21 protein-coding genes, 1 tRNA gene and 1 pseudogene are annotated in these 21,552 nt (G+C 61.3%); 13 read left to right on the forward strand and 10 right to left on the reverse strand.

Features of this window, described 5'->3' with window-relative positions; translation table 11 throughout:
• Nucleotides 1–39: 39 nt before the first annotated feature.
• Both WCE35_RS22505 and hemE read left to right on the forward strand, forming a co-directional pair.
• Nucleotides 40–255 carry a SlyX family protein gene (locus tag WCE35_RS22505; protein ID WP_424595538.1) on the forward strand — a complete coding sequence of 72 codons (216 nt, stop codon included), beginning with the start codon at nucleotides 40–42 and terminating at the stop codon, nucleotides 253–255.
• A gap of 301 nt (nucleotides 256–556) precedes the next feature.
• A complete protein-coding gene (gene hemE, locus WCE35_RS22510) occupies nucleotides 557–1,603 on the forward strand; it encodes a uroporphyrinogen decarboxylase (protein WP_424595521.1) in 1,047 nt (348 codons plus the stop codon).
• Here hemE and WCE35_RS22515 read toward each other — a convergent pair.
• A complete protein-coding gene (locus WCE35_RS22515; protein WP_424595522.1) occupies nucleotides 1,600–3,204 on the reverse strand; it encodes a GMC family oxidoreductase in 1,605 nt (534 codons plus the stop codon). The genes hemE and WCE35_RS22515 overlap by 4 nt on opposite strands.
• A gap of 155 nt (nucleotides 3,205–3,359) precedes the next feature.
• Here WCE35_RS22515 and WCE35_RS22520 point away from each other — a divergent pair, with 155 nt between their 5' ends.
• On the forward strand, nucleotides 3,360–3,665 hold the full coding sequence (locus tag WCE35_RS22520) for a hypothetical protein (protein WP_424595523.1): 306 nt from the start codon (nucleotides 3,360–3,362) through the stop codon (nucleotides 3,663–3,665).
• A 163-nt stretch (nucleotides 3,666–3,828) separates the two neighbouring features.
• Here the strand turns inward: WCE35_RS22520 and WCE35_RS22525 are convergent, their stop codons facing one another.
• Entirely contained in the window at nucleotides 3,829–4,512 is a 684-nt protein-coding gene (locus WCE35_RS22525; protein WP_424595524.1) for a DUF2778 domain-containing protein, read from the reverse strand.
• Nucleotides 4,513–4,582: 70 nt separating this feature from the next.
• On the opposite strand from WCE35_RS22525, the gene WCE35_RS22530 reads away from it, so the two are divergent.
• Nucleotides 4,583–4,903 carry a hypothetical protein gene (locus tag WCE35_RS22530; protein ID WP_424595525.1) on the forward strand — a complete coding sequence of 107 codons (321 nt, stop codon included), beginning with the start codon at nucleotides 4,583–4,585 and terminating at the stop codon, nucleotides 4,901–4,903.
• Between the two features lie 89 nt (nucleotides 4,904–4,992).
• Here the strand turns inward: WCE35_RS22530 and WCE35_RS22535 are convergent, their stop codons facing one another.
• A complete protein-coding gene (locus WCE35_RS22535; RefSeq protein ID WP_424595526.1) occupies nucleotides 4,993–5,418 on the reverse strand; it encodes a DOPA 4,5-dioxygenase family protein in 426 nt (141 codons plus the stop codon).
• A gap of 722 nt (nucleotides 5,419–6,140) precedes the next feature.
• Here WCE35_RS22535 and WCE35_RS22540 point away from each other — a divergent pair.
• Together WCE35_RS22540 and WCE35_RS22545 are read left to right on the forward strand one after the other, a co-directional pair.
• Nucleotides 6,141–6,881, forward strand: a complete 741-nt coding sequence (locus tag WCE35_RS22540) for a metallophosphoesterase family protein (protein ID WP_424595527.1) — start codon at nucleotides 6,141–6,143, stop codon at nucleotides 6,879–6,881.
• A 663-nt stretch (nucleotides 6,882–7,544) separates the two neighbouring features.
• A complete protein-coding gene (locus tag WCE35_RS22545; RefSeq protein WP_424595528.1) occupies nucleotides 7,545–9,023 on the forward strand; it encodes an undecaprenyl-phosphate glucose phosphotransferase in 1,479 nt (492 codons plus the stop codon).
• A 133-nt stretch (nucleotides 9,024–9,156) separates the two neighbouring features.
• Here WCE35_RS22545 and WCE35_RS22550 read toward each other — a convergent pair whose 3' ends face one another.
• Complete coding sequence (locus tag WCE35_RS22550) at nucleotides 9,157–9,510, reverse strand: H-NS family nucleoid-associated regulatory protein (protein ID WP_424595529.1); 354 nt, start codon at nucleotides 9,508–9,510, stop codon at nucleotides 9,157–9,159.
• Between the two features lie 666 nt (nucleotides 9,511–10,176).
• On the opposite strand from WCE35_RS22550, the gene WCE35_RS22555 reads away from it, so the two are divergent.
• The gene (locus WCE35_RS22555) at nucleotides 10,177–10,533 is read left to right on the forward strand and encodes an H-NS family nucleoid-associated regulatory protein (RefSeq protein ID WP_424595530.1); all 357 of its coding nucleotides are present in this window, start codon (nucleotides 10,177–10,179) and stop codon (nucleotides 10,531–10,533) included.
• A 202-nt stretch (nucleotides 10,534–10,735) separates the two neighbouring features.
• Here the strand turns inward: WCE35_RS22555 and WCE35_RS22560 are convergent, their stop codons facing one another.
• On the reverse strand, nucleotides 10,736–11,176 hold the full coding sequence (locus tag WCE35_RS22560; RefSeq protein ID WP_424595539.1) for an H-NS family nucleoid-associated regulatory protein: 441 nt from the start codon (nucleotides 11,174–11,176) through the stop codon (nucleotides 10,736–10,738).
• Between the two features lie 713 nt (nucleotides 11,177–11,889).
• On the opposite strand from WCE35_RS22560, the gene WCE35_RS22565 reads away from it, so the two are divergent.
• Nucleotides 11,890–12,192: a hypothetical protein gene (locus WCE35_RS22565; protein ID WP_424595531.1), complete on the forward strand. Its 303-nt coding sequence runs from the start codon at nucleotides 11,890–11,892 to the stop codon at nucleotides 12,190–12,192.
• Nucleotides 12,193–13,867: 1,675 nt separating this feature from the next.
• Nucleotides 13,868–14,199, forward strand: a pseudogene (locus tag WCE35_RS22570) (hypothetical protein); the annotation flags it as partial.
• Nucleotides 14,200–14,245: 46 nt separating this feature from the next.
• Here WCE35_RS22570 and WCE35_RS22575 read toward each other — a convergent pair.
• The 5 genes from WCE35_RS22575 to WCE35_RS22595 form a co-directional block, all read right to left on the reverse strand.
• Nucleotides 14,246–14,322, reverse strand: a tRNA-Met gene (locus WCE35_RS22575).
• Between the two features lie 116 nt (nucleotides 14,323–14,438).
• Nucleotides 14,439–14,798: a hypothetical protein gene (locus tag WCE35_RS22580; RefSeq protein ID WP_424595532.1), complete on the reverse strand. Its 360-nt coding sequence runs from the start codon at nucleotides 14,796–14,798 to the stop codon at nucleotides 14,439–14,441.
• Between the two features lie 43 nt (nucleotides 14,799–14,841).
• Nucleotides 14,842–15,480, reverse strand: a complete 639-nt coding sequence (locus tag WCE35_RS22585; protein WP_424595533.1) for a class I SAM-dependent methyltransferase — start codon at nucleotides 15,478–15,480, stop codon at nucleotides 14,842–14,844.
• A 17-nt stretch (nucleotides 15,481–15,497) separates the two neighbouring features.
• Nucleotides 15,498–16,703, reverse strand: coding sequence for a tRNA 2-thiouridine(34) synthase MnmA (mnmA, locus tag WCE35_RS22590; protein ID WP_424595540.1), 1,206 nt, complete (start codon nucleotides 16,701–16,703; stop codon nucleotides 15,498–15,500).
• Between the two features lie 68 nt (nucleotides 16,704–16,771).
• Nucleotides 16,772–17,083 carry a hypothetical protein gene (locus WCE35_RS22595; protein ID WP_424595534.1) on the reverse strand — a complete coding sequence of 104 codons (312 nt, stop codon included), beginning with the start codon at nucleotides 17,081–17,083 and terminating at the stop codon, nucleotides 16,772–16,774.
• Between the two features lie 10 nt (nucleotides 17,084–17,093).
• Here WCE35_RS22595 and WCE35_RS22600 point away from each other — a divergent pair, with 10 nt between their 5' ends.
• The 4 genes from WCE35_RS22600 to fliF all read left to right on the forward strand — a co-directional run.
• A complete protein-coding gene (locus tag WCE35_RS22600) occupies nucleotides 17,094–18,827 on the forward strand; it encodes a flagellar hook-length control protein FliK (protein WP_424595535.1) in 1,734 nt (577 codons plus the stop codon).
• Between the two features lie 10 nt (nucleotides 18,828–18,837).
• The gene (locus WCE35_RS22605) at nucleotides 18,838–19,533 is read left to right on the forward strand and encodes a flagellar hook assembly protein FlgD (RefSeq protein WP_424595536.1); all 696 of its coding nucleotides are present in this window, start codon (nucleotides 18,838–18,840) and stop codon (nucleotides 19,531–19,533) included.
• Nucleotides 19,534–19,726: 193 nt separating this feature from the next.
• Complete coding sequence (locus WCE35_RS22610; protein ID WP_002714638.1) at nucleotides 19,727–20,002, forward strand: DUF1153 domain-containing protein; 276 nt, start codon at nucleotides 19,727–19,729, stop codon at nucleotides 20,000–20,002.
• A gap of 164 nt (nucleotides 20,003–20,166) precedes the next feature.
• On the forward strand, nucleotides 20,167–21,552 hold a 1,386-nt coding region (fliF, locus tag WCE35_RS22615), incomplete at its 3' end, for a flagellar basal-body MS-ring/collar protein FliF (protein WP_424595537.1).

Consider the following 21,552-nt stretch of genomic DNA (forward strand, 5'->3'; position numbering starts at 1 on the left):
GCCATGGCTTGCGCGAGCGCGGCAGAGACGGTGCCTGCAATGAATGACCCGAAGACGCTCGGCGAACGCATCGACGCGCTGGAAGTGCGGCTGACGTTCCAGGACGAAACCATCGAGACGCTGAACCGGACGATCACGGCGCAATGGCTAAAGATCGATGCGCTGACCCGGCAAGTCTCCGAGTTGAGAGACCGGCTGCAGGAAGCCGAAAGCCACGCGCCCGGCCCGATCAACGAGCGGCCGCCGCATTATTGAAAGCGGGTATGCCTTTCGTTGAAACAGCTCGTCCGGGCGGGCCGTGAATCAAGCCTCATTGCCGCCGCAACCCGACGACGACAGGCCAGGAACTGGTCCGGCGTGATGTCTGGAAAGGACGATGGCTGCATGAATTCTGGATAACATTCAGGGCTGAAAGCGGCAAGTTCCCGAGGTCGGTCGCGGGCCCACGGTAGGCGGCTTCCACAAAAGCAATGCCCCATCGAAAGCTGCCTTGGCCAAGTCCGGACCGGCGTGTATCAGAAGCCCCAACCTACCCGCCGCCCGCAGGAACAGTCGATTGACCCAGAATTCCGCCGTTAAACCTTTACTCGAAGTGCTTGAAGGCCGCAGGCAGCAAGTTCCGCCGGTCTGGATGATGCGGCAGGCCGGCCGCTATCTGCCGGAGTACCGCGAGTTGCGGACCAGGGCCGGCGGCTTTCTCGATCTGTGCTTTACGCCGGAATATGCCGCCGAAGTTACGCTGCAGCCGATCCGGCGCTTCAACTTCGATGCCGCGATCATCTTCTCCGACATTCTCGTCATCCCCTACGCGCTCGGACGCTCGGTTCGCTTCGAGGCCGGCGAAGGCCCGCGGCTCGATCCGCTGGATACGCCGGACAAGGTGCAAACGCTGGCGGCGCGCGCGGATTTCGCAAAGCTCGAGCCGGTGTATGAGGCGCTGCGCCGCGTGCGCCGCGAGCTCGATCCCAAAATCGCATTGATCGGCTTCTGCGGCGCGCCGTGGACGGTTGCGACCTACATGGTGGCGGGACAGGGCACGCCGGATCAGGCCCCGGCGCGGATGATGGCCTATCGCCACGCCGAGGCGTTCGCCAAAATCATCGACGTGCTGGTGGAGAATTCGATCCGGTATCTGCTCGGCCAGCTCAGGGCCGGCGCCGACGCGCTGCAGATCTTCGACACCTGGGCGGGCGTGCTGCCGCCGCGCGAATTTCAGCGCTGGTCGATCGAACCGGCGCGCCGCATCGTCGAAGGCGTGCGCAAGGAGGTGCCGGACGCCAAAATCATCGGCTTTCCGCGCGGCGCGGGCGCGCAACTGCCGGCCTATGTCGAGGCGACCGGCGTCGACGCGGTCAGCATCGACTGGGCCGCCGAGCCTGCCATGATCCGCGAGCGCGTGCAGAACCGCGTCGCCGTGCAGGGCAATCTCGATCCGCTGGTGCTGATCGCCGGCGGCACGGCACTGGACCGCGCCGTCGACGACGTGCTGGCGAATTACGCCAGCGGCCGGCTGATCTTCAACCTTGGCCACGGCATCCAGCCGGAAACCCCGATCGCGCATGTCGAGCAGATGCTGAAGCGGGTGCGGGCGTATCGCAGCTAGCGCGCGTCCTCCAAAATCATGTCCGACGCTTTCTCCGCGATCATGATGGTGGGCGCGTTGGTATTGCCCGACATCAGGTCCGGCATCACGGAAGCATCGACCACGCGCAGGCCGTCGATGCCGCGGACCCGAAGCCGCTGATCGACGACTGCCAACGGATCGTTGCCCATCCGGCAGGTCGAGGTCGGATGATAGACCGTAGAGCCGGTACGGCGGCAGAAGCTCAGCAGGTCCTCGTCGCTCACGACCCTGGCGCCGGGATCGATCTCCTCGACCGCATAGGGCTTGAGCGCGGGAGCGGCGAGAATCTTGCGCAGGATTCTGATGCCCTCGATGAAGGCGTTGCGATCGGTCTCAGTCGCAAGATAGTTGATGCGGATTTCCGGCGGCATCGAAGGATCGGCGCTCTTGATGCGCAGCGAGCCGCGGCTCTCGGGGCGCAACTGGCAGACCGAAGCGGTGAAACCGGAAAAAGGGTGCAGGTTCTCGCCCATCCTGTCGGTGGAGAACGGAATGAAGTGGATCTGGATATCCGGCGTCGAAAGCCGCGGATTGGTCTTGAAGAACGCGCCCGAGGTACCGGCGGCAATGGTCAGCGGCCCCTTGCGAAACGCTGCGTAGTACGCGCCGGCCCAAACCCGGCGGATCGGATGATTGATGATGTCGTTCAGCGTCACGCGCTGGGCGCATCGGGTCACCAGGCGGACCTGCAGATGATCCTGCAGGTCGTTGCCGACGCCGGGGGCGTCGAGCACGACCTCGATGCCGTGGCTCTTCAGGAGATCGGCGGGGCCGACGCCGGAGAGCTGCAGCAGTTGTGGCGAGTTGTACGCCCCGCCGGAGACCAGGATTTCCCGCCGTGCCCGCGCGGTGCGCACACGGCCTTGCTGCCGATATTCGACCGCCCTGGCGCGGCGGCCTTCGAACACGATGCGCTGCGCCAGCGCCGAGGTTTCGATGCGCAGATTGCTTCGGTTCCTGGCCGGACGAAGGTAGGAGAACGCGGTGCTGGCACGCCGTCCACGCCGCGTCGTGGTCTGGAAGAAACCGGCGCCTTCCTGGGTTGCGCCATTGAAGTCGGGATTGGTCGGAATGCCCGTCTCGGCCGCGGCAACCACAAAGGCTTCCGACAACGGATCGGCATGCCGCCAGTCGGACACCGGCAGCGGGCCGCCGACGCCATGATATTGATCGGCGCCGCGCTGCTGGTTCTCGGCCTTCTTGAAATAAGGCAGCACCTCGTCAAAACCCCAGCCGGCATTGCCGCGCTGGCGCCAGCGATCATAATCCTCATGCTGGCCGCGCACGTAGAGCAGGCCGTTGATCGAGCTCGAGCCGCCGAGCACCTTGCCGCGGGGCTGAAACACCTGGCGACCGTTCAGCCCCGGCTCGGGCTCGGTCTGGTACATCCAGTTGACGGTCTTTTCCTTGAACAGCTTGCCGTAGCCGAGCGGCACATGGATCCAGAGGTTGGTATCCTTCGGCCCCGCCTCCAACAGCAGCACCGAATGCTTTCCGTCGGCGCTCAGCCGATTGGCGAGCACGCAGCCGGCGGAGCCGGCCCCGACGATGACATAGTCGTATTCGTCTTTGTTGTTCATTGTTTCCCCCGCGCAGCATTACGGCTGCGCATGGGTCAAACAGGTAACGGGGACCTCATGGACGGTCAATTGCAGGCTCACCGCGATGCGCGCGGTGGCGGCGATCGTCCGCAGAGAGGTTCTGACGCAAATGTTCCGGGCGGGCCTTACCTGAGATGAAGGCGGGCGCGCGATGGCGTCTTTGTTTTGCCGAGCGGACGATGGTTTTCCCGCAGCCGCTCCTGCAGGCTCGGCAACCGATCGCCGCCGCCGGCGGATTTCCATTCGCCGATCAGGATCACGAGTTCGCGGCGCAGGGCGAGCTGGCGCAGGGCATTCTCCGTGCAATCCAGACCGCGGTTGGTCTGGTCCCGGACCGCGTTTTCAAGATTCTGCATCCCAGCACGCAAGACGCTGATCTTGCGCCGGATTTCATTAATTCTGTTGTCCATGGCCCATTAGAACAAAATGAGAACATCTAGTCAAGCCCGGATTTTGAAAACGGGGTTGGAACTGAGGGCCGCCCTCAATTTGCGGTCGGCGCTGCTGCATGAGCGGCTGATCAAGGCCTCGGGCGCCGAGTGACGGCGTTGTCACGCTGAATCCGCAGCCCGAACGCGGCCGCAGCCGCTATCGGAGTGCGGCTTACGATTGCGACTGGGAGCGCGGCAATGCCGACGCCATGTCGTTCACACTGGTCACGACCACAAGGCGCTTCAGCTCGCCGTTCTGGAAGGCTTTCAGGAACTTGTCGTAGTTCTTGATCGAGACACAGCCGTTGGAATCGCCGTTCGGGCCGAGCAAGTAACTATGCACCAAAAATCCGGAGCGGCCGAGCGTGTTGCCGCCCTCCGCCGGAATCATGCGCAGGGCCTGAACCCCGTGGAATAGCCGCTGCCGCGGTTTCAGATCGTAGATGCTGGGCGGGGTCGCGCCGACCATGCGCATATTCACGTGGGCCGGGTCGTCCATCAGACTGCCCATTCCCGAATGCGCCTCGAGCTGCGAACCATCCGGCATGAAAACGGTGCGGGCGGAAATATCGTAGACGGCGGTAAAACTGTCGAAGCCGAGCGCGGCGAGATCGAGTCCGCCGCCAGTAACCCCGCCATTCGGCTCCAGCGACGCCAGCACCGGACGCGGCGGCACCAGGTCGGCAAGCTTGTGCAGCAGCGTGCGGTCATCGGATTGGGCCGGGGGCGGATCACTCCGCGGCGGTCGATCGGCCTCGAGCGGGCGCGGCTTCGGAAGCGGAATGGCGGCAAAGACGGATGGCGCTGCCGGATCGGGCGGGACTGCCCGCCACTCACGCGACGCGCCGACGAACATGCTCTCGATCCGATCGAACTCCCTTTCGAGTTCTGAACGGCTCGAGCGAACAGCGGGACGGAACGGATAGTTGATCGGTGGCGAACTGAACGCCGCGCGCGACCCGAACCGGTCATCGAACGACGGGGCTCTGGCGGCGTTTGCAACTACGGGATTTTGCACGCTGGCAGCCGCATCGAAATCGACCAACCAGACCGTGACGCCCGACACCAATGCGGCGACGGCGACGGCGATGGCCGCGTTGCCGAACCATGCAATGCCGCGGCTCGATCCAGGCCCGGCTGCGCTCGTCGTCCAGTATTCCATCTGTCCCCGGTTCGGCGCTTCGGAACCGGTGCCGGTTCCATGCGGGATTCACCGAATAAGCGGGCGTATCAAGGGAACAAAGTAAGGCAGAATCGAGACAAACGAGCCCCGACCGTGTCCTTTTTGCGTTCAATGCGCCCTTTTCGCAACGCACCCGCCAGTTTCGCAAGGCCATCAGGGACGGAAAACCGGATTGGTATTGGGCGGAACGGCCTGCTCCGTCGCAGCCTCCTCCGGCAGCTTCTCGCCATGCAAAGCCAGCGGCGATCCGATCCAGAGCGGATCGGTGAGGTGATCCCGGCGCGGGTTGGTCGTGTTCGGATGGACCAGAATGCTCAACCTGCCATGATTCAGCATCAGCCAGGGCACCAGCTCGGAAAATATCTGCCTCGCAAAAGCCACCTGGAACATGGCCTGATCGTGCGGCCCCACCCTGACGTCGTGCCAGCGCCCGAGGGTCACCGAAAAACGCTCTCCTATCCATCCGCGCAGCCGCTCGGCCTCGAGCCGCGTGGTCGCCGGATCGTAATAGACGTGGGCGTGGAAGCTGCCGATCTCGCTGGTCGATCGCGGGGCGGCATTCTCTGACGGATCGGTCATTTCAATGGTCTTTCGTTGCGCGATGAGACTGGCAAGAACCGGCGCCGGCCGGCAGTGAGCGGTCACGTCCAAGGTGATGGTGCGGCTCGCCGGTAGCAAAGCCGCCCGCACGCCCCCGAATAGCTACTGGCTGAATCAGCCTGAGGACATTATCCTTGGGCACGGCATATCGCTCCTTCGTTGGAGAAGTGGAGGCGTCAAGCACCGCCACGACATGCCGCCTTCCCGATTCCCGCCGTGACCAACCTTGGGCGATAGCTCCCGGTATCCCCCATATAAAGTATTAACGAGCTCACAACAGCGCTCCAAAACGCTCAGGATGAGCGATGCCAGACGCAGATTTATCAATCGTCGACGAAGTCGAAGCAGCAATAAGTATTGGCTCGGCGGAACAGCGCTGATGCACAAACAAGCGCGTTAAAGATCTTTTTCCGTCGTCCGCTGGTAGCTTCGATACCGAGCCAATACAAATCGCGGATTATCCCTTGCTGGACATTGGATCCTGGCATCTGATAGTTAATCGACGTCTGGCGCGATGCTCATGACATGCTGTCGCAGGATCAGCCGATCCGCGAGGCTGCCCCGCCGGCGATCGCTGGCGAAAAGACTAGAATAGCCTTTGTTCCAATCGCGGAGAGCCGACGACCGTGTCAGGCAATTTTTGCGGCACATATTTCGGCAAGGAACATGCATCTTCTGTCGACTGACCGAGGCTGAAATTCGTGTGGAACCCACGCTCGTCACAGCATCACCGGCGGTCGGCGAGGCTGCCGGACGGTGTCCGTATCTATGCCATCGGAGATATTCACGGGCGCGCCGATCTTCTGGAAACGATGCTTTCCAAAATCGACGTGCATTGCGGACTTCATCCAACCGCCAACCCGATCACGGTCTTTCTTGGAGACTATATCGATCGGGGACCGGCTTCACGAGAGGTGCTGGATCTTCTACTGGGACGCAAACGGGAGGCGGTCTTCCTCAAAGGCAATCATGAGACTTTCGTTCCTCGCTTTCTGAGCAACCCGGCAGTCCTGGATGAATGGCGACTGTGCGGCGGCCTCGAAACTCTGGTGTCTTACGGGCTCAAGCCATCGATCAATCCGGACGCCGTCGAACAAATACGGCTCGCTGAAGAACTGGCGAGGTCCATCCCCAGCGAGCACCTCGAGTTTCTGGGATCGCTCGATCTGTCGTTCGGCTGCCAGGATTTTCTGTTTGTCCACGCCGGCATACGACCGGGCGTTCCTATTCGAAATCAGAAGGAAGAAGATCTGCTTTGGATTCGTGAGGAGTTTCTCTCATGCGAGCAGCCGTTCGAAAACTTTGTCGTTCACGGGCATACGCCTGTTCTCACGCCCGATGTCCGATCAAACCGGATCAATATTGATACCGGAGCCTTCGCAACCGGACGCCTGACCTGCGCCGTGATCGAAGGTGCCGCTATCGACACGCTGTCTACCTGAGCGGCTACCGGGAGGGACGCCGCTCACACCCATCGAAAATATCGCAGCCGTTATCTTTCCTTGAATACCCTCTCCGCCTGATCGCGCTGTGTAATTACCGAGGTCGATCCGAGTTATCCTGGCGTCTTGCGCGCTGGGAATCCTTGAGCATGCGTCCCCCAAGCGCGCCGTCCTCGACGGTCCCGGCGCCGTCGCAATCGAAGGGCTAGGGATGGCGGCGAGGGTGAGCGTCAGGGACGGCAATACCCACATGTTCGAGGACGCTTCGAAGGTAGATACCTCCAAGATAGCCGGCTTGAACCGCAACAAGGCTCCCGATTGACCAAAGAAGGCCTGCGGACATACCGCGCCAGATCGTCACCCCGACGCATTCGATCAGGACGAGCGCGACCAGCGTTAACAGCGTTCGGACGGCAAAGATCGATCCCGCGACCATGCCGGCAAGAAGATGAAATGCGACCACGGATATCAAATCTTCCCCTGAGAATAGAGCCGCTTATCCTAGGGGTAAAGTAGTTAATGACACCCAAACTCCAGGTGGATTAAATTAACAGCCGCACGGGCATTAATTCAATAAATAAATCCCTTGCCAAATTAACATGGTGGTATAATGAATTAAATATTAATTCGGCTTAATCCCTCCGACCCGTTCCAAGCCCACCGATGAATTTTGTAGAGCGGCATATAGGCGTCGAGAGCTCGGACAGCGTTTCTGCCCAGGGTTCGGCTGAACTGCCCAAGGGGGAACGGAAATGGCCGATCCACTATGATTCCATCGAGCCACTCGCGGTCGTTGCCGACATCGCAACGATCACTCTGGCCAGCGTGATTGCCGGATTTTTGTATCACCTTTATACGACGGGGACACCCGGCGATGTCGGCAAGTCGGTCGGCTCGGCAATCCTCGTTTCGGCACTGTTTATTTCGGTGATGAAAATCCGCGGAATGTACAGCCCGACCGAACTGCTGATCCTGCGCAACCAGATACGCGGAGTTTGTCTGGCCTGGACAAGCGTGTTCCTGCTGCTCGCCGGCACAGTGTTCGCGCTGAAAATCGGAAGTGAACTTTCCCGCGGCACTAGCCTGCTCTTTGCCGCGTTCGGCCTTGTCGCGCTGATTGTGCATCGAAGCGTCACGAAAGACCTGCTCACCAAAGGTCTTGCCGGCAGGAGGTTTTCGGGCCGCAACATCGTCCTGATTACCGACCAATCGCCATCGGACGATCCGAGCTTGACCCAGACTCTGATGGGCCTCGGCTTCTGCGTGCAGGGGCACTTCATCTTGCCACCTTCGGGCGCGGATTTGGGTCGTCGCGAAAGCGTCGCTGCGAGAGTGATCGAGCACATTCGCGGCTCCAACGTCGAAGAAATTATCGTTGGTGCCGATCCGAGCCGTTGGTCTGACCTCCGCGCTTTTGTCGCGAAATTGAGAGTTGTGCCATTCCCGGTCAGCTTCGTCCCCGTTGGGGCGGCTTCGGAGATTTTCAAGCGGCCTTCCCGTGAGCTCGGTAACGCCATCTGCGTGGAGCTGCAGCGGGGTCCGCTGACCACGATTGAGCATGCTGCAAAGCGATGCATTGACGTGCTGTTCGCCGGGATAGCCGTGATCGCCCTGATGCCGCTGCTTGCAACTGTGGCAGTTGCCATCAAACTCGATTCGCCGGGACCGATCCTGTTCAGGCAGCAACGCTGTGGCTTCAACGGCAGGCGCTTCCGGATTCTCAAGTTCCGCACGATGTCGGTGCTGGAGGACGGCTCCTCGATCGTTCAAGCTCAGTTCGCCGACAAGAGAGTGACGCGTCTTGGGGGATGGCTGCGCAGGACGAGCGTCGATGAGTTGCCCCAATTGTTCAACGTGCTCGACGGCAGCATGTCGCTGGTGGGCCCCCGCCCTCATGCGATGGCCCACGACAATCAGTTTGACAAAGTCGTTCGGAATTACGCGTTCCGGCGCCGTGTAAAGCCCGGATTGACTGGGTGGGCGCAGGTGCATGGATACAGGGGAGCAACGCCTACGGCCGCGTCGATCGAACGGCGCGTCGAATACGATCTCTGGTATATCGACAATTGGAGTCTCAGGCTTGACTTCGCAATTCTACTCCAGACTCCCATCGAGGTATTACGCGGCCGTAACGCCTATTAGCGCGCGCCGCGAAAGATGGCGGATGTCGCCGTCGTGCGCCGCAGCCGCCGGCGCGCGCGCGCCAAATCGAGATATCCGTGCCGCGGTGAATGAAATCGGTCGCCAGACGTGAAACCCTGGATGGCGATGGAACCTAGCTGCGCCCTCTGGCGTCGGCTCTCGAACCACCCGCATCGCCGATCTTAAAATCCTCGATCTTGCGACCGGATTTCATTGCGGCGACCAGCCAGCGTGGCCGCTTCCCGCGGCCCGACCATGTCTCGGACGGTACCTGAGGATTACAATACTTTGGAAGGACCCTCGGGTATCTGCGTCGCGTCTTGCCGCTGGCGCCAACCAACTGCGGATCATTCGCACGTTCGATGGTGTCCCTGCCATGGTTGAGAACGGCCAAACGCTTCTCAAGCTCACGCTTTTCCGACGTGATCCTTGCGGACAAAATTCTGCTGATCTCTTCATGCAGCGACCAGAGGTCATCGACAGACATGGCCTCCGGATCCAGCTTCCTTATCGACATACCGCGCCTTCCGCGCATCTTCAATTATCGGCGGTCAATTACATATTATCTGCGTAGATGTTAGGCAAGCGGTCAGTTCCGATCTTCACCCATTGTGTAACCATTAGTTGTGCTTGTCGCCCTCCGAATTCGGTCGGCCCGACAAAACCGCCAGAGTTCAATTATCAGACAAGACAATCTCATGGCGGCTTTCGTGGCATGGAGCGCCATGTCTGGATCAAAATTCGCCAGCGCCGGGTCCAATATCGCAGCACCGGGCCAGCACCGGCGATCAACATCCGCCTGGACAGGCCGCTCTCGCTGTCCAAACGATATTTGTAGCACCTCGAATCCAGGCATCACTTGGGATCAAGTATGCCATTCACAGTCGTTCTCCCGGCAGTTGGCTGTCCTGGAACGCGTGGCTGGTGCGGTGCAATCCAATTGGACATGGGTAATTCAAATGAGAGATTATTTGCCATCGAAACCACCGGATTCTGATCAAATTCAGCCGGCACCCGGATAATATCCGATATGCGAATATAATTGGCAACGCACAACATTTAAATTATTCTATATAATGCGCGAGTTTGTATAATACGTCGGTGGGTGCCGACCCGGGTGCACTCCAGTGGGAAAAAAACTCACGAGAGCGCGATGCGCAAACCAGATCTGGAAAAAATGGAATTTGATGAGCTCTGGCTAATTCATGAGGAGCTTACGAAAATATTGTCGGGGAGGATAGCCGCGGAAAAACGCGAGTTGGAAAAACGCTTGGCGAAGCTGAACCGGGCAAAAAAGTTCGGGGAGGTGAGACACGCCACCCCGATACCCAAGACCAACGGCGTGCCGCGTCGCAAATATCCAAAGGTTATGCCCAAATATCGTAACCCGCTGTCTCCAGCAGAAACATGGTCCGGCAGAGGAAAGCAACCCAGATGGCTCGTCGCAGCCCTCAAGACTGGACACAAACTTGAGGAGTTCGAAATCAGCAACGTCAAGAGGGACCGGTAACCGCGCGCGGTCAGCGCAACTGCGCACGGGTACACCGCACCAGACCCATGAGGGTTGGCGCGAGCAAGACTTCATCCAGCCTGATTTGCGAGACCGATGCCGCCGGCATCGAGTTGATCATGTTATCGGCGTGGCTTGGCGTTTCGGCAGGGTTTTAGACCGGTCGAGACGGACCGATCTCCTGGCCGGATCGGCCCACATGCTATGGCCTGTCGCTCGTTTGAAGGTCAGAGCTTGAAAAAAGAAACGTATCAATATCCGGTCCTGCCCACTGGCGCCGCCCCTTCGAACCGCTCGCTTCGGCAATTTCGAAATCTTCAATCTTGCGACCGGATTTTATTGCGGCGACCAACCATCGCGGCTGCTTCCCACGGCCCGACCATGTCTCGGAGGGCATCTGCGGGTTGCGGTACTTCGGAAAAACCCTCGGATATTTTCGGCGGACTTTCCCATCGGCGCCGTCGGCTTGAACGTCAGTGCCACCTTCGATCGTGTCCCTGCCATGATTTAGAACGGCCAGGCGCTTTTCGAGTTCGCGCTTTTCCACCGTGATCCTGGCCAGCAGAATACGGCTGATCTCCACGTGTAGCGACCATAGTTCGTCAACAGACATGGCTTCCAAATCGTTCTTCTTCATCCAAATAGTGCTCTCTTGCATTTAGGCTTCTTCCACCGCAAACGACTTGGAGACAGCAAGCGACCGGGACCGAATAGCGTGGCGCGTGAACCCCACGGTAGCGGTCGCATTCCGCGCAATCGCGCCGGCACATGAGACCCTCAGCGAAGAATTTTATCCTAACGATCTAGGCGGGAGCCGGCTAAAATATTCCATCATTTCAATCTGATCGCAAAACGGTTTTTCTCTTTACCCACATGAAGTTCGCGATACCGCGAAAATACGGTCTTGCCGGTAAATTAAAACCGCGCCTCGCCGGCAGCCCGCCGATCGATGACAGCGCACCTGGACGTACCATCCGACCGCTGCAAGCCTTGTGAAGAAAATCCTGCGGCTGTCCGAGGGGCGATCGGCGTTCGCCGAATCGAGGTTCGCGACGACCTATCGCCTCGGTATCCGCGCCATTCACGGCCGGCAAGCTTTTTCTCGACCCGAGAACTTTGAAGGCCCGAATCACTGCTGCGGTCACGGCTTGCCGTTATTTATCGTCGTCTGGCCGGCGCGTGCGCCGGCGACCCGCCCCCAAGTCGGATTTTTTCTCCGCCTTTCGAACCTCATCCCGAAGACGCTCAAGTTCCGAAAGCTGCCGGTCCAGACTGCGGACCCTTTCATGAAAGGGCAGATCCTTCAGGTTGTGCCCTTCCTTGTAACTCATTGCCTTACCCAAACGCCTTCTGGACATGGATCTTATCGTCAATCAATTATTCAACCTGCGACCGGATAAAAACCATCGATTTATCAGCGGCGTCAATTTAAACTACTTTTTAACCTCTATTGTTAAGGCTACTGAAGACGGCCCCGTTCACCCGCACGCGCGCCGTTGCCAGCGCGTCGCTCGCGAACCCGGCGAGAGCCGGTCCTTCGTAATCCCGGGAAGGGCATTTATCTACCGGCTCGCTGAAAGCCGTCGCTCGACCACAAAAAGCGGCAGTACCGATATGGCGAACCCGGCGCACGAGCGGGAGTCGCACCTCATCCCGTGAGTTCTGATCGTTGCTGTCGTGTTGGCAATAACGGGGGATTTACGCTTTAGGACGAGTTGCGCTGAAGCTCATCTAGCTCATCCAGTGGAACCTCGCGAAGCAACCAAGCCAGCACCATAAGCGATGGCGTCCATGCGAGCATCGCTCCAAAACAAATTGCTTGTAAGATCGTCATGCCGCCCCCTCTTTGCGAGTTCCCCGCCCCTGAAGCAAACGAAATCAAATTATCAACAGTTGCACGACATCACTTTCCACAACTTGTTTCAGATTGCAATCCAACTTGCCCACCATGCAATTCACGGCAGCAGCGATGCCGCCCATTCTGCGGTCGCGTGGAGGGGTAATGGCGGGGGCTTAATTTCTGGGCTGGATAATAATCTTCGCGGTCAGCGTCGCCGCCAACGCGCGTGGGTGCAGCAGGAATTTTTCGCGCGGGGGTGCCGGAATTAACCGGCGGTGCGGACGTCAAGCTTAACGAGCGACGTTCGTTGCGACGTTGCAAAGACCGGATATTTTGATCGCACCGGACATTTCCCCAGGACCCACCGTCGCAAAGCCGGCGGTCGAACATTTCCGGCCGACGGTCTTGTTTGAAAGCAGGCTTCGATTTCATGATTAGATACTCATCTTACCGCGGCACGAATTATCGGACGAATCCAAGCGCACCGACCGACTTGCCCAGTTCGCTTGCCACAGAATATCGCGAGCTGCAGGACCTACGCGAGCGGGTTAGAGAAGCTGAGGCCGCGGCCGCAATGCGCGTGAGACCGCGCGCCATTTGCTCAAACGGCGCCATTCCCGCAGACCGGAAGTCCCTGGTTCCGGTCGGCGCGCGTCGAATGAAACAGGAATAAGCAAGACGCCTGGTAATCCGGGAATGGGACCGATGGATTTAAACGCAATCCATCGCTTCCGGTGGGTGCAACTGGCGTAGATGCCAAGGCTTTCAGTGCGGCACTTTAACCTGTCGTCATTCGGAGGCACCGACTGAAGCAAGGTTGCAACTGCCACATGAGCCAGTGCCGGAAATCCATCGTGTGGCATCCCGGAGTTCGTGAACCCTGGGTTCGTGCATGGGTCCGGTTCGTGAATGGGTTCGTGAATGTTGATGTCGATAGGCCCCGAGCCTATAGTGCTGATCTGATCGAATTCGGCAAAGCGCTCGGTCGGGTTGGGGTAGTGTGACTTCGTTCCTATATGCCGCACATTTTCGCAGGGCTTAATTTGAACCTTCGGTTCATGACGGTGACATATGTCCGGAGGTAATTTGCGCCTGTAGTTTGTCGCGTTCACTCTAGTTAGTTGGAGGTTTCAATGAATCCTCTTCAGCAGCACCTTTCCGATACGGCAGCCAGTCTTAGTGCTCAGTTATGCGAATTGTACGAATTGCGCGAGCGGGTCAGGAATACCCTGCGATCCGCCCCGAAACCGCCGCAGCCAAAACAGTGGAATCGGCATAGCGCAATTTCACGGCCCCCACACGAAATGGACGGTGAACCTGCCCTCAGCCAGCATTAAGAGCGATAGATCGCGGGTCACTCTGGTTGAAGATGAGGGCCGACGACCACGTTGTCGGCCGTTCTGAAACTTCCGAAGTCCCTGGATGGCGCCACCGGGTAGATCGCCGGCTTTAATCGCTACTGCCTTTGTTCGGGCTTCGGCGTAGCGACTCCTCACGAACAGGCCGCTGGAAGCGGCCTGTGGACCTCATCAGTCATACGTGCCCTCGCCACGGGCCCTATCGAGGCCTGCCGGACATCGAATATCCCCTTCCATGACAGGATCTGCCACCGTCACCATCTGCGGCCACATCTGCTTCAATCGGCAGAAGACCAATCTCAGCCAGGTGTTCGCCTGTTCGCCGGTCAGACCGTCGGAATCAAGCAAGCCGACGATCGGATTTGGCTCGTCAGCTTTATGGATTATGATCTCGGATACTTCGACCTGGAACAGAAAACCCTGCAACCCCTCGACAACCCGTTCGGCACGAGGTTGTCACCCATGTCTTGGGTACGATCTGTTACCTATCTGTCCGGCTGGACAAAGGGTCGCGTGGTAGCGGGGGAGGGACTCGAACCCCCGACCCCAGGATTATGATTCCCGTGCTCTAACCAGCTGAGCTACCCCGCCACGGCATCCGCCGTCGCGGCATGGATGCCGCGGGCGCGAACGCGCGGCATATAAGGAGCGGGTCAAGGAGCTGTCAAGCAACCCCGGCGATGCCGCCAAGTGCCTGCAAAACGCGATTATTCGGGCCGGATCGAGGGACTGCCGCCGGGGCTGCCGGGCGGCGGAATGACCGGGGTGGTGCCGGCATCCGGCGCCGGCTTCCGCATTTCGGGGTCGACACCCGGAGGCGGGCACAGCACGCCGTCGGATTTCGCGAGTTTGTCGGCGAGCGGCTCGGCGTTCTGGCCGGTGGTCATACCTTCCGGCACTGCGGTTCCGGAGCGCGGCGCCGGTCGCATCGGCGTGCAGTTGCCGGGACGCGCGGGCAGAGGCGGCGCGGTCTCGGTCGGTGGTGGCGCCGGCGCAGTTTGCGCGACCGCCACGCCGGACACGACCATCAGCACACACGGCAGAAATAGTGACGGCTTCGCCCGCATCGGCAGACAACAGTGCTCAAGCGCGGGGGTTCCCCGCGAAAGTTCAGGATTTGCGGAAGCGGATCAGCGAAAAATGTCCCATCGGCGGCATCGGGCGCCGTTCGGTCAGGCTGACGCCGCCGTGTTTTTCGGCCCACCCGGTCAACCGCGCCCACGGAAATTCCGGCCGCCAGCCAAGCCGCCGCGCCAAAGGCGCGAACGCCAGTTCGAAGACGCGCCGCGGACCGCTTTCGGCGCCGATGTGATTGACCAGGATGAGTTCGCCGCCGGGCTTTAGCACGCGGATGAAATCGTCCAGCGCAGCTTCGGGATCGGGCACGGCGGTGATGACATATTGCGCTACCACAGCATCGAAGAAGCAATCCGAAAACGCCAGGTTCTTGGCGTCCATCACCGCCAGCGTTTCGACATTGGTCAACCGCTGCGCGCGTACGCGCTGCTGCGCGCGGCGCAGCATCGGCTCGGAAATATCAACGCCGCACAGTTTCGTGCTGCGCGAATAGTCCGACAGCGACAATCCCGTGCCGACGCCGACATCGAGAATGCGTCCGCCGATCTTGTCGGCTTCCGCAATGGTCGATTGGCGGCCGTGGTCGAACACCTTGCCGAACACGACATCATAGACCGGCGCCCAGCGCCCATACGCCTTTTCGACCCCTTCGCGGTCGATATCTTCAGCCATTCCCTGCCCCGGATTTTTTAGCCGCGCGCCGTCTCGGCGAGCGGCGACGGCGCGATCGTTTGCCGCGCCCCTTCCCTCGCCGCCGGAATCTTCGCCCTCGCGCTCCTGATGAATCCGCCGCCGAGCACGCGCGCCTGTCCCGAAGGCGCGTCGTAGAACACGCAGGCCTGTCCCGGCGACACGCCCTCCTCGCCGGCGACGAGTTCGACTTCGTAACCCCCCTCCGCCGCGCGCAGCCAGGCCGGCTGCGGCGCGCGGGTCGAGCGCACCCGCACGAACATTTCAAGACCGTCGCCGATCACGCGATCCAGCGCGCCATCACCGATCCAGTTGACATCACGCAGCACGATGCGATCCATCCGCAACGCCTCGCGCGGCCCGACCACGACGCGCCGGCGCGCTGCATCGAGCCTGATGACGTAAAGCGGCGCGGTCGCGGCGATGCCCAATCCCCTGCGCTGGCCAACCGTGAAATGAACGATGCCCTGGTGATGGCCGATGACGTTGCCATCGAGATCGACGATGTCGCCAGGCGCGACCGCATTCGGCCTCAGCCGGCCGATGACATCGGTATAGCGGCCGCTCGGCACGAAGCAGATGTCCTGGCTGTCCTGCTTGTCGGCAACCTCAAGGTCGAACCGCCGCGCCAGCTCGCGCGCCTGCGGCTTGGTCATGTCGCCGAGCGGAAAGCGCAGGAAGTCGAGCTGCTCGCGCGTGGTCGCGAACAGGAAATAGCTCTGGTCGCGATCGGCGTCGGCAGCGCAAACCAGCACCCGCGGTCCATCGCCGAGGCGGCGCGACGCCACATAGTGCCCGGTCGCGAGCGCCGCGGCGCCGAGCTCGCGCGCGGTCGACAACAGGTCGCGGAACTTGATCGAGCGGTTGCACTCGATGCAGGGCACCGGCGTCTCGCCGGAGGCGTAACTATCGGCAAAATTGTCGATCACGGACTCCCGAAAGCGGCTCTCATAATCGAGCACATAATGCGGGATGCCGATGCGCGCAGCGACATTGCGGGCGTCATGGATGTCCCGCCCGGCACAGCAGGCGCCCTTGCGGTGGGTGGTGGCGCCGTGATCGTAGAGCTGCAGCGTGATCCCGACCACGTCGTAGCCCTCCGACTTCAGCAAGGCAGCCGTCACCGAGGAATCGACGCCGCCGGACATCGCGACCACGATCCTCGTATCCTGCGGGCGACCTTCGAGATCCAGACTGTTGAGCATGCTGCGGGTCATCGATCTAAATCGCGAACGTGGTGCGGACGCCTCGCGACGGGGATGGAAAAAGCCTTTTAGATATAAGGCTCTATAGCTGTTCCGGAAAGCCGAAAGGGCCGGTTCGGAGCGTCGGGAAAACCGTCCTCCAGTATAGCTAATATAGGCCGTATTGGCGCGAAGCAATCAGCCAACGGTTCTTGACGCGGCAGCAGGCGGCAAATCTTGCCGCCGGGCAGAAAAGGCAGCTGCGGAACCAGTGCGGCAATCGCCGGAGCTGCGGGTAAGATATTGATAAAATTGGATGTTTTCTGAGACGTCGGCTGGCCCGGTCCTTGCTGATGACAGGCCAAGGTTTCATCACGAGGGTCGGCCGTGGTCAGCGTCACGTCAGAAGCATTGGCAAACACATCTTTTCAAGCGGCGCAGAGATCCGCCCGGTCCGTCGCCGATCCGTCGCCGGGGAATGACAGTTTCGCGGCCCTGGTCGACGGCAATACCGCCAACGCCAACGTCGATAACCGCCCTCGAGATACCTCCGCTGCGCAATCGCCCGCCTCGCGCCGTGCCGACGATCAGGCCCCCGCCGCGGACAGCCGGTCGCGCGACAACACGATCGCGGCCGATCGAACGGCGCGGAACAATTCAGACGACCGCGCCGCTGACGCCAGGGCGCGCGACGACGCCAGTGCCGACACCAACGCCGACACAAAACCGGGTGCCAACCCTGCCGTCGACGCAAAAAGCGACGCCAGTGCCGATGCGCCCCGTCGCTCCAAGGCGAAATCGGCCGATTCGAAATCGGCTGATCCGAAATCCGACGATACGACGTCGGCGGCCAAGCCGCCTTCCGGCGATGGGGTTGCGTCTGGCGATCAAGCCACGCCCGAGCAGGACGTTTCAGCAGCAACAATTGCTGCCGCCGTCGCCGTCGCAATTCCCGTCATCGCCGCACCGCTCGACATTCCCGCCGCGGCAACGCCAGCGTCCGACAAAGCCACGGCGCCGCTTGCCATCGCCGCGGCGGCGATTGCCGCCACCTCGTCGATTGTCGGTACAGCTTCAGCTTCGGCTACGACCACGGCGGCAACCGGTACCGATGCCAGCGCATCCGCGACTACGGTTGCCACCGCGGCCGCAACTGCGACCGCTGCCAAAGCGGGCAGCACCAAAATCGATGCGCAGGCCCAGGTCGCCGAGGCCGTCAGCGCCCAAGGCACCCCCGTCGACACGACGGCGACGACCAATACTGCCCTGGCAACTTCCGTTGCCGCCGGCGCGACAGCTTCCGTTTCCGTCGCCGCGGGTGCATCTGTCACGTCCAAGGCCGCCCCGGAGTCCAAGGCTCCCCTCGTCGTGAAACAAGGCGCCACGACCGCATCGGACGCGCCGGACGGTTCGGCCGGCGCGACCAATGCTTCCACGCCGGCCCCCGCGACTGGCATTGTCCCCGACCTCACCCAGCGAGCGGCCATCGCAGGTAGACCGAAAGCCGAGAACGGTGCACTCGATGCCGCCAAGGCCGAAGCATCAGGCAACACCACGCCGGCACCGGCCGTCAACGCCACCACTGGGCCTTCGGCCGCTGCCGACGCCGGACAAGCGCCAGACAACAGCCCGCAGGTGGCGGGCGCATTCCAGCCGCAGTTGCAATCCGCCTCCGCCGCGCCGGCTGCCACGGCGCAGCTGACCGTCACGGCCGCTACCCAGGCGGCGATACCCTTGAGCGGGCTTGCGATGGAGATCGCGGCCTCGGCCAGGAGCGGCAAGAGCCGCTTCGAAATCCGCCTCGATCCGGCGGAGCTTGGCCGCATCGATGTCCGCATCGACGTCGATCGCAATGGCCAGGTGACCTCGCATTTGACGGTCGACCGGCCGGAAACGCTGTCGATGCTGCGTCAGGACGCTCCCCAGTTGCAGCGCGCGCTGGATGATGCCGGCCTTACGACCGGCAATAGCGGATTGCAGTTCAGCCTGCGCGACCAGTCTTCGTCGGGTCAAGACGACGGCGGTCAAAACAATCCGAGTGCCCATCGCCTCGTCGTCGAAGAAGACACGATCCCCGCGGCCGTGGCGGGCCGCTCTTACGGCCGCATGCTCGGTGCGAGCGGCGGCGTGGACATCAGGGTTTGAGGAGACGAACATGACAGCAGCATCAGGCGTATCCAGTCCGGTGGTTTCGGGGACAACACCCCTGCCGACCACATCTTCGTCAGGTTCTGCCCTGGCCGGGACTACCGGCGCAACGCTGGCAGGAAACTTCCAGACGTTTCTGACATTGCTGACGACGCAGCTGCAGAACCAGAATCCGCTCGATCCGCTGGACACCAACCAGTTCACCCAGCAGCTGGTGCAGTTCGCATCGGTGGAGCAGCAGCTGAAGAGCAACGATCAACTGACCACGCTGGTCTCGCTGCAACAGACCGCGCAATCGACGCAGGCGCTGGGCTTCGTCGGCAAGACGGCGGTCGTCAAGGGCGATACCGCCGCCCTGACCAACTCATCGGCAACATGGAACCTGAACGTCCCGACCAACTCCACAGTCAACATCTCGATCACCAGCAGCACCGGACAGACCGTGTTCACCGGCAACTACGCCGTCAGCGCCGGCAGCAACCAGCCATTCACCTGGGATGGCCGAGGCAGCGACGGCACGCAGTTGCCGGATGGCCAGTACAAGCTGACCGCGACCGCGGCCGACAGTTCGGGCAGTCCGGTGGCGGTGGCCACCCAGATCCAGGGCGCAGTCGATTCAGTCGATCTCACCCAGACGCCGCCCCTGCTTTCGATCAACGGCCAAACCTACACGGTCAACCAGATCCAGCGCATCGTTAACTAGGCCGCTCCGGACCATCGCGCCCCATCGCAGCCCGTAAATATCAATCCGGCTGGCTCCAGAACCCGGCGCCGGACGGGCGCGCGCAGACATTTTCAGGGAGATTCACGTTGGAGGCTTGGGCTTAGGCAATTTTTAAGCCGTGCGGCGTAGGTTGCTGCGGTGAGTTCAGTGGTTGAGAGTTTGTGAGTACGCCATGACAGAACCCCATCGCCCAAGGGTAAAATACGTCATCGGGCCGGACGGCAGTCCGTTAACCATCGCGGATTTGCCCGCACCCGGAACCAAACGGTGGGTCATCCGCCGCAAGGCCGAGGTCGTTGCTGCGGTGCGGGGCGGCCTGCTCTCACTTGAGGAGGCCTGCAGCCGTTATACCCTGACGGTCGACGAATTTCTGTCCTGGCAGTTTTCCATCGATCAGCATGGCCTGGCCGGGCTGCGCACCACCCGCATCCAGCAATATCGCCAGTAAGCCCCTCCCGAACCGACGGCATCTTGAAAAACCGGCTTCGTTCCACGAAGCCGATTTTTTCATGTCTTTCGACACGTCCTTAACCTTCGTTAACCAGATGGAAACCATCCCCTAGGCAATAATTGCCCACTCGGTCCTCGCGGCCGAATCCCTGGGGGCAGTTGGTGCAAGGTCTCGTTGCTTTCCTGAGAGGTCTCGGCGCTTCGCGGCTGATGGCGATGATCGCGGTGACGGCCGCGCTGATCAGCTTCTTCGCCTTTGTCATCATGCGCGTCACCACCCCGCAGATGACCACCCTGTTTACCGACCTCAGCGCCGAGGACTCCTCCGGCATCATCAAGGACCTCGAGCGCCAGGCGATACCCTTCGAGCTGCGTAACGAAGGCGCCGTGATCATGGTGCCCAAGGACAAGGTTACGCGGCTGCGCATGAAGCTTGCCGAAGGCGGCCTGCCCAAGGGTGGTGGCGTCGGCTACGAGATTTTCGACAAATCCGACGCGCTGGGCACCACGAGTTTCGTCCAGAACATCAACCACCTGCGCGCGCTGGAAGGCGAACTCGCCCGCACCATCCGCGCGATCGACCGTATCCAGGCGGCGCGCGTCCATCTGGTGCTGCCCGAACGGCCGTTGTTTTCACGCGAAACGCCCGAACCTTCGGCCTCGATCGTGGTGCGGGTGCGCGGCACCCTGGAACCCCAGCAGATCCGCGCCATCCGCCACGTCGTCGCCTCCGCGGTCAACGGGCTGAAGCCGCAGCGGGTGTCGATCGTCGACGAGGCCGGCCAGTTGCTGGCGGACGGCGCCGCGAGCGGTGCCGAGAGCGCGGTCGGCGACGAGCGCCGCGCCGCGTTCGAGAAACAGATGCGCAACCAGGTCGAAGCGATCGTCTCCTCGGTGGTTGGCCAAGGCCGCGCCCGCGTCCAGCTCTCCGCCGATTTCGACTACAACAAGATCACCCAGACCTCGGACAAATTCGATCCCGAAGGCCGGGTGCTGCGCTCAAGCCAGACCCGGGAAGAATCGTCGGCGACCGCCGAAAGCAACGGCCAGGTCACCGTCAACAACGAACTGCCGGGCAACCAGAACAAGGACGGCGCGGCCCAGGCGCGCGACCAGAGCAAGAAGAGCGAAGAGACCAACAACTACGAGATTTCCCGCACCACCAAGACCGAGGTCACCGAGGCCGGCCGGGTCAACCGGATCTCGGTCGCGGTGCTGGTCGACGGCAGCTATTCGAAAAACGAAAAAGGCGAGATGGTCTACCAGGACCGCGGCAAGGAACAGCTCGACCGGATCGCCGCGCTGGTGCGCTCGGCGATCGGCTTCGACCAGAAGCGCGGCGATCAGGTCGAGGTCGTCAACCTCCGGTTCGCCGAAGCCCCGGCGGTCCCGCCCGTCGCCGAGCCAACCGGCCTGCTCGGCATGCTGCAATTCACCAAGGATGACGTCATGTATGTCATCGAGCTCGGCGTGATGATGCTGCTCGGCCTGGTGGTGCTGTTCATGGTGATCCGGCCGCTGGTGAAGCGAATCCTCGCTGCGGAAGTC

It is taken from the genome of Bradyrhizobium sp. (genome assembly GCF_049691595.1).
GTDB lineage: Bacteria > Pseudomonadota > Alphaproteobacteria > Rhizobiales > Xanthobacteraceae > Bradyrhizobium.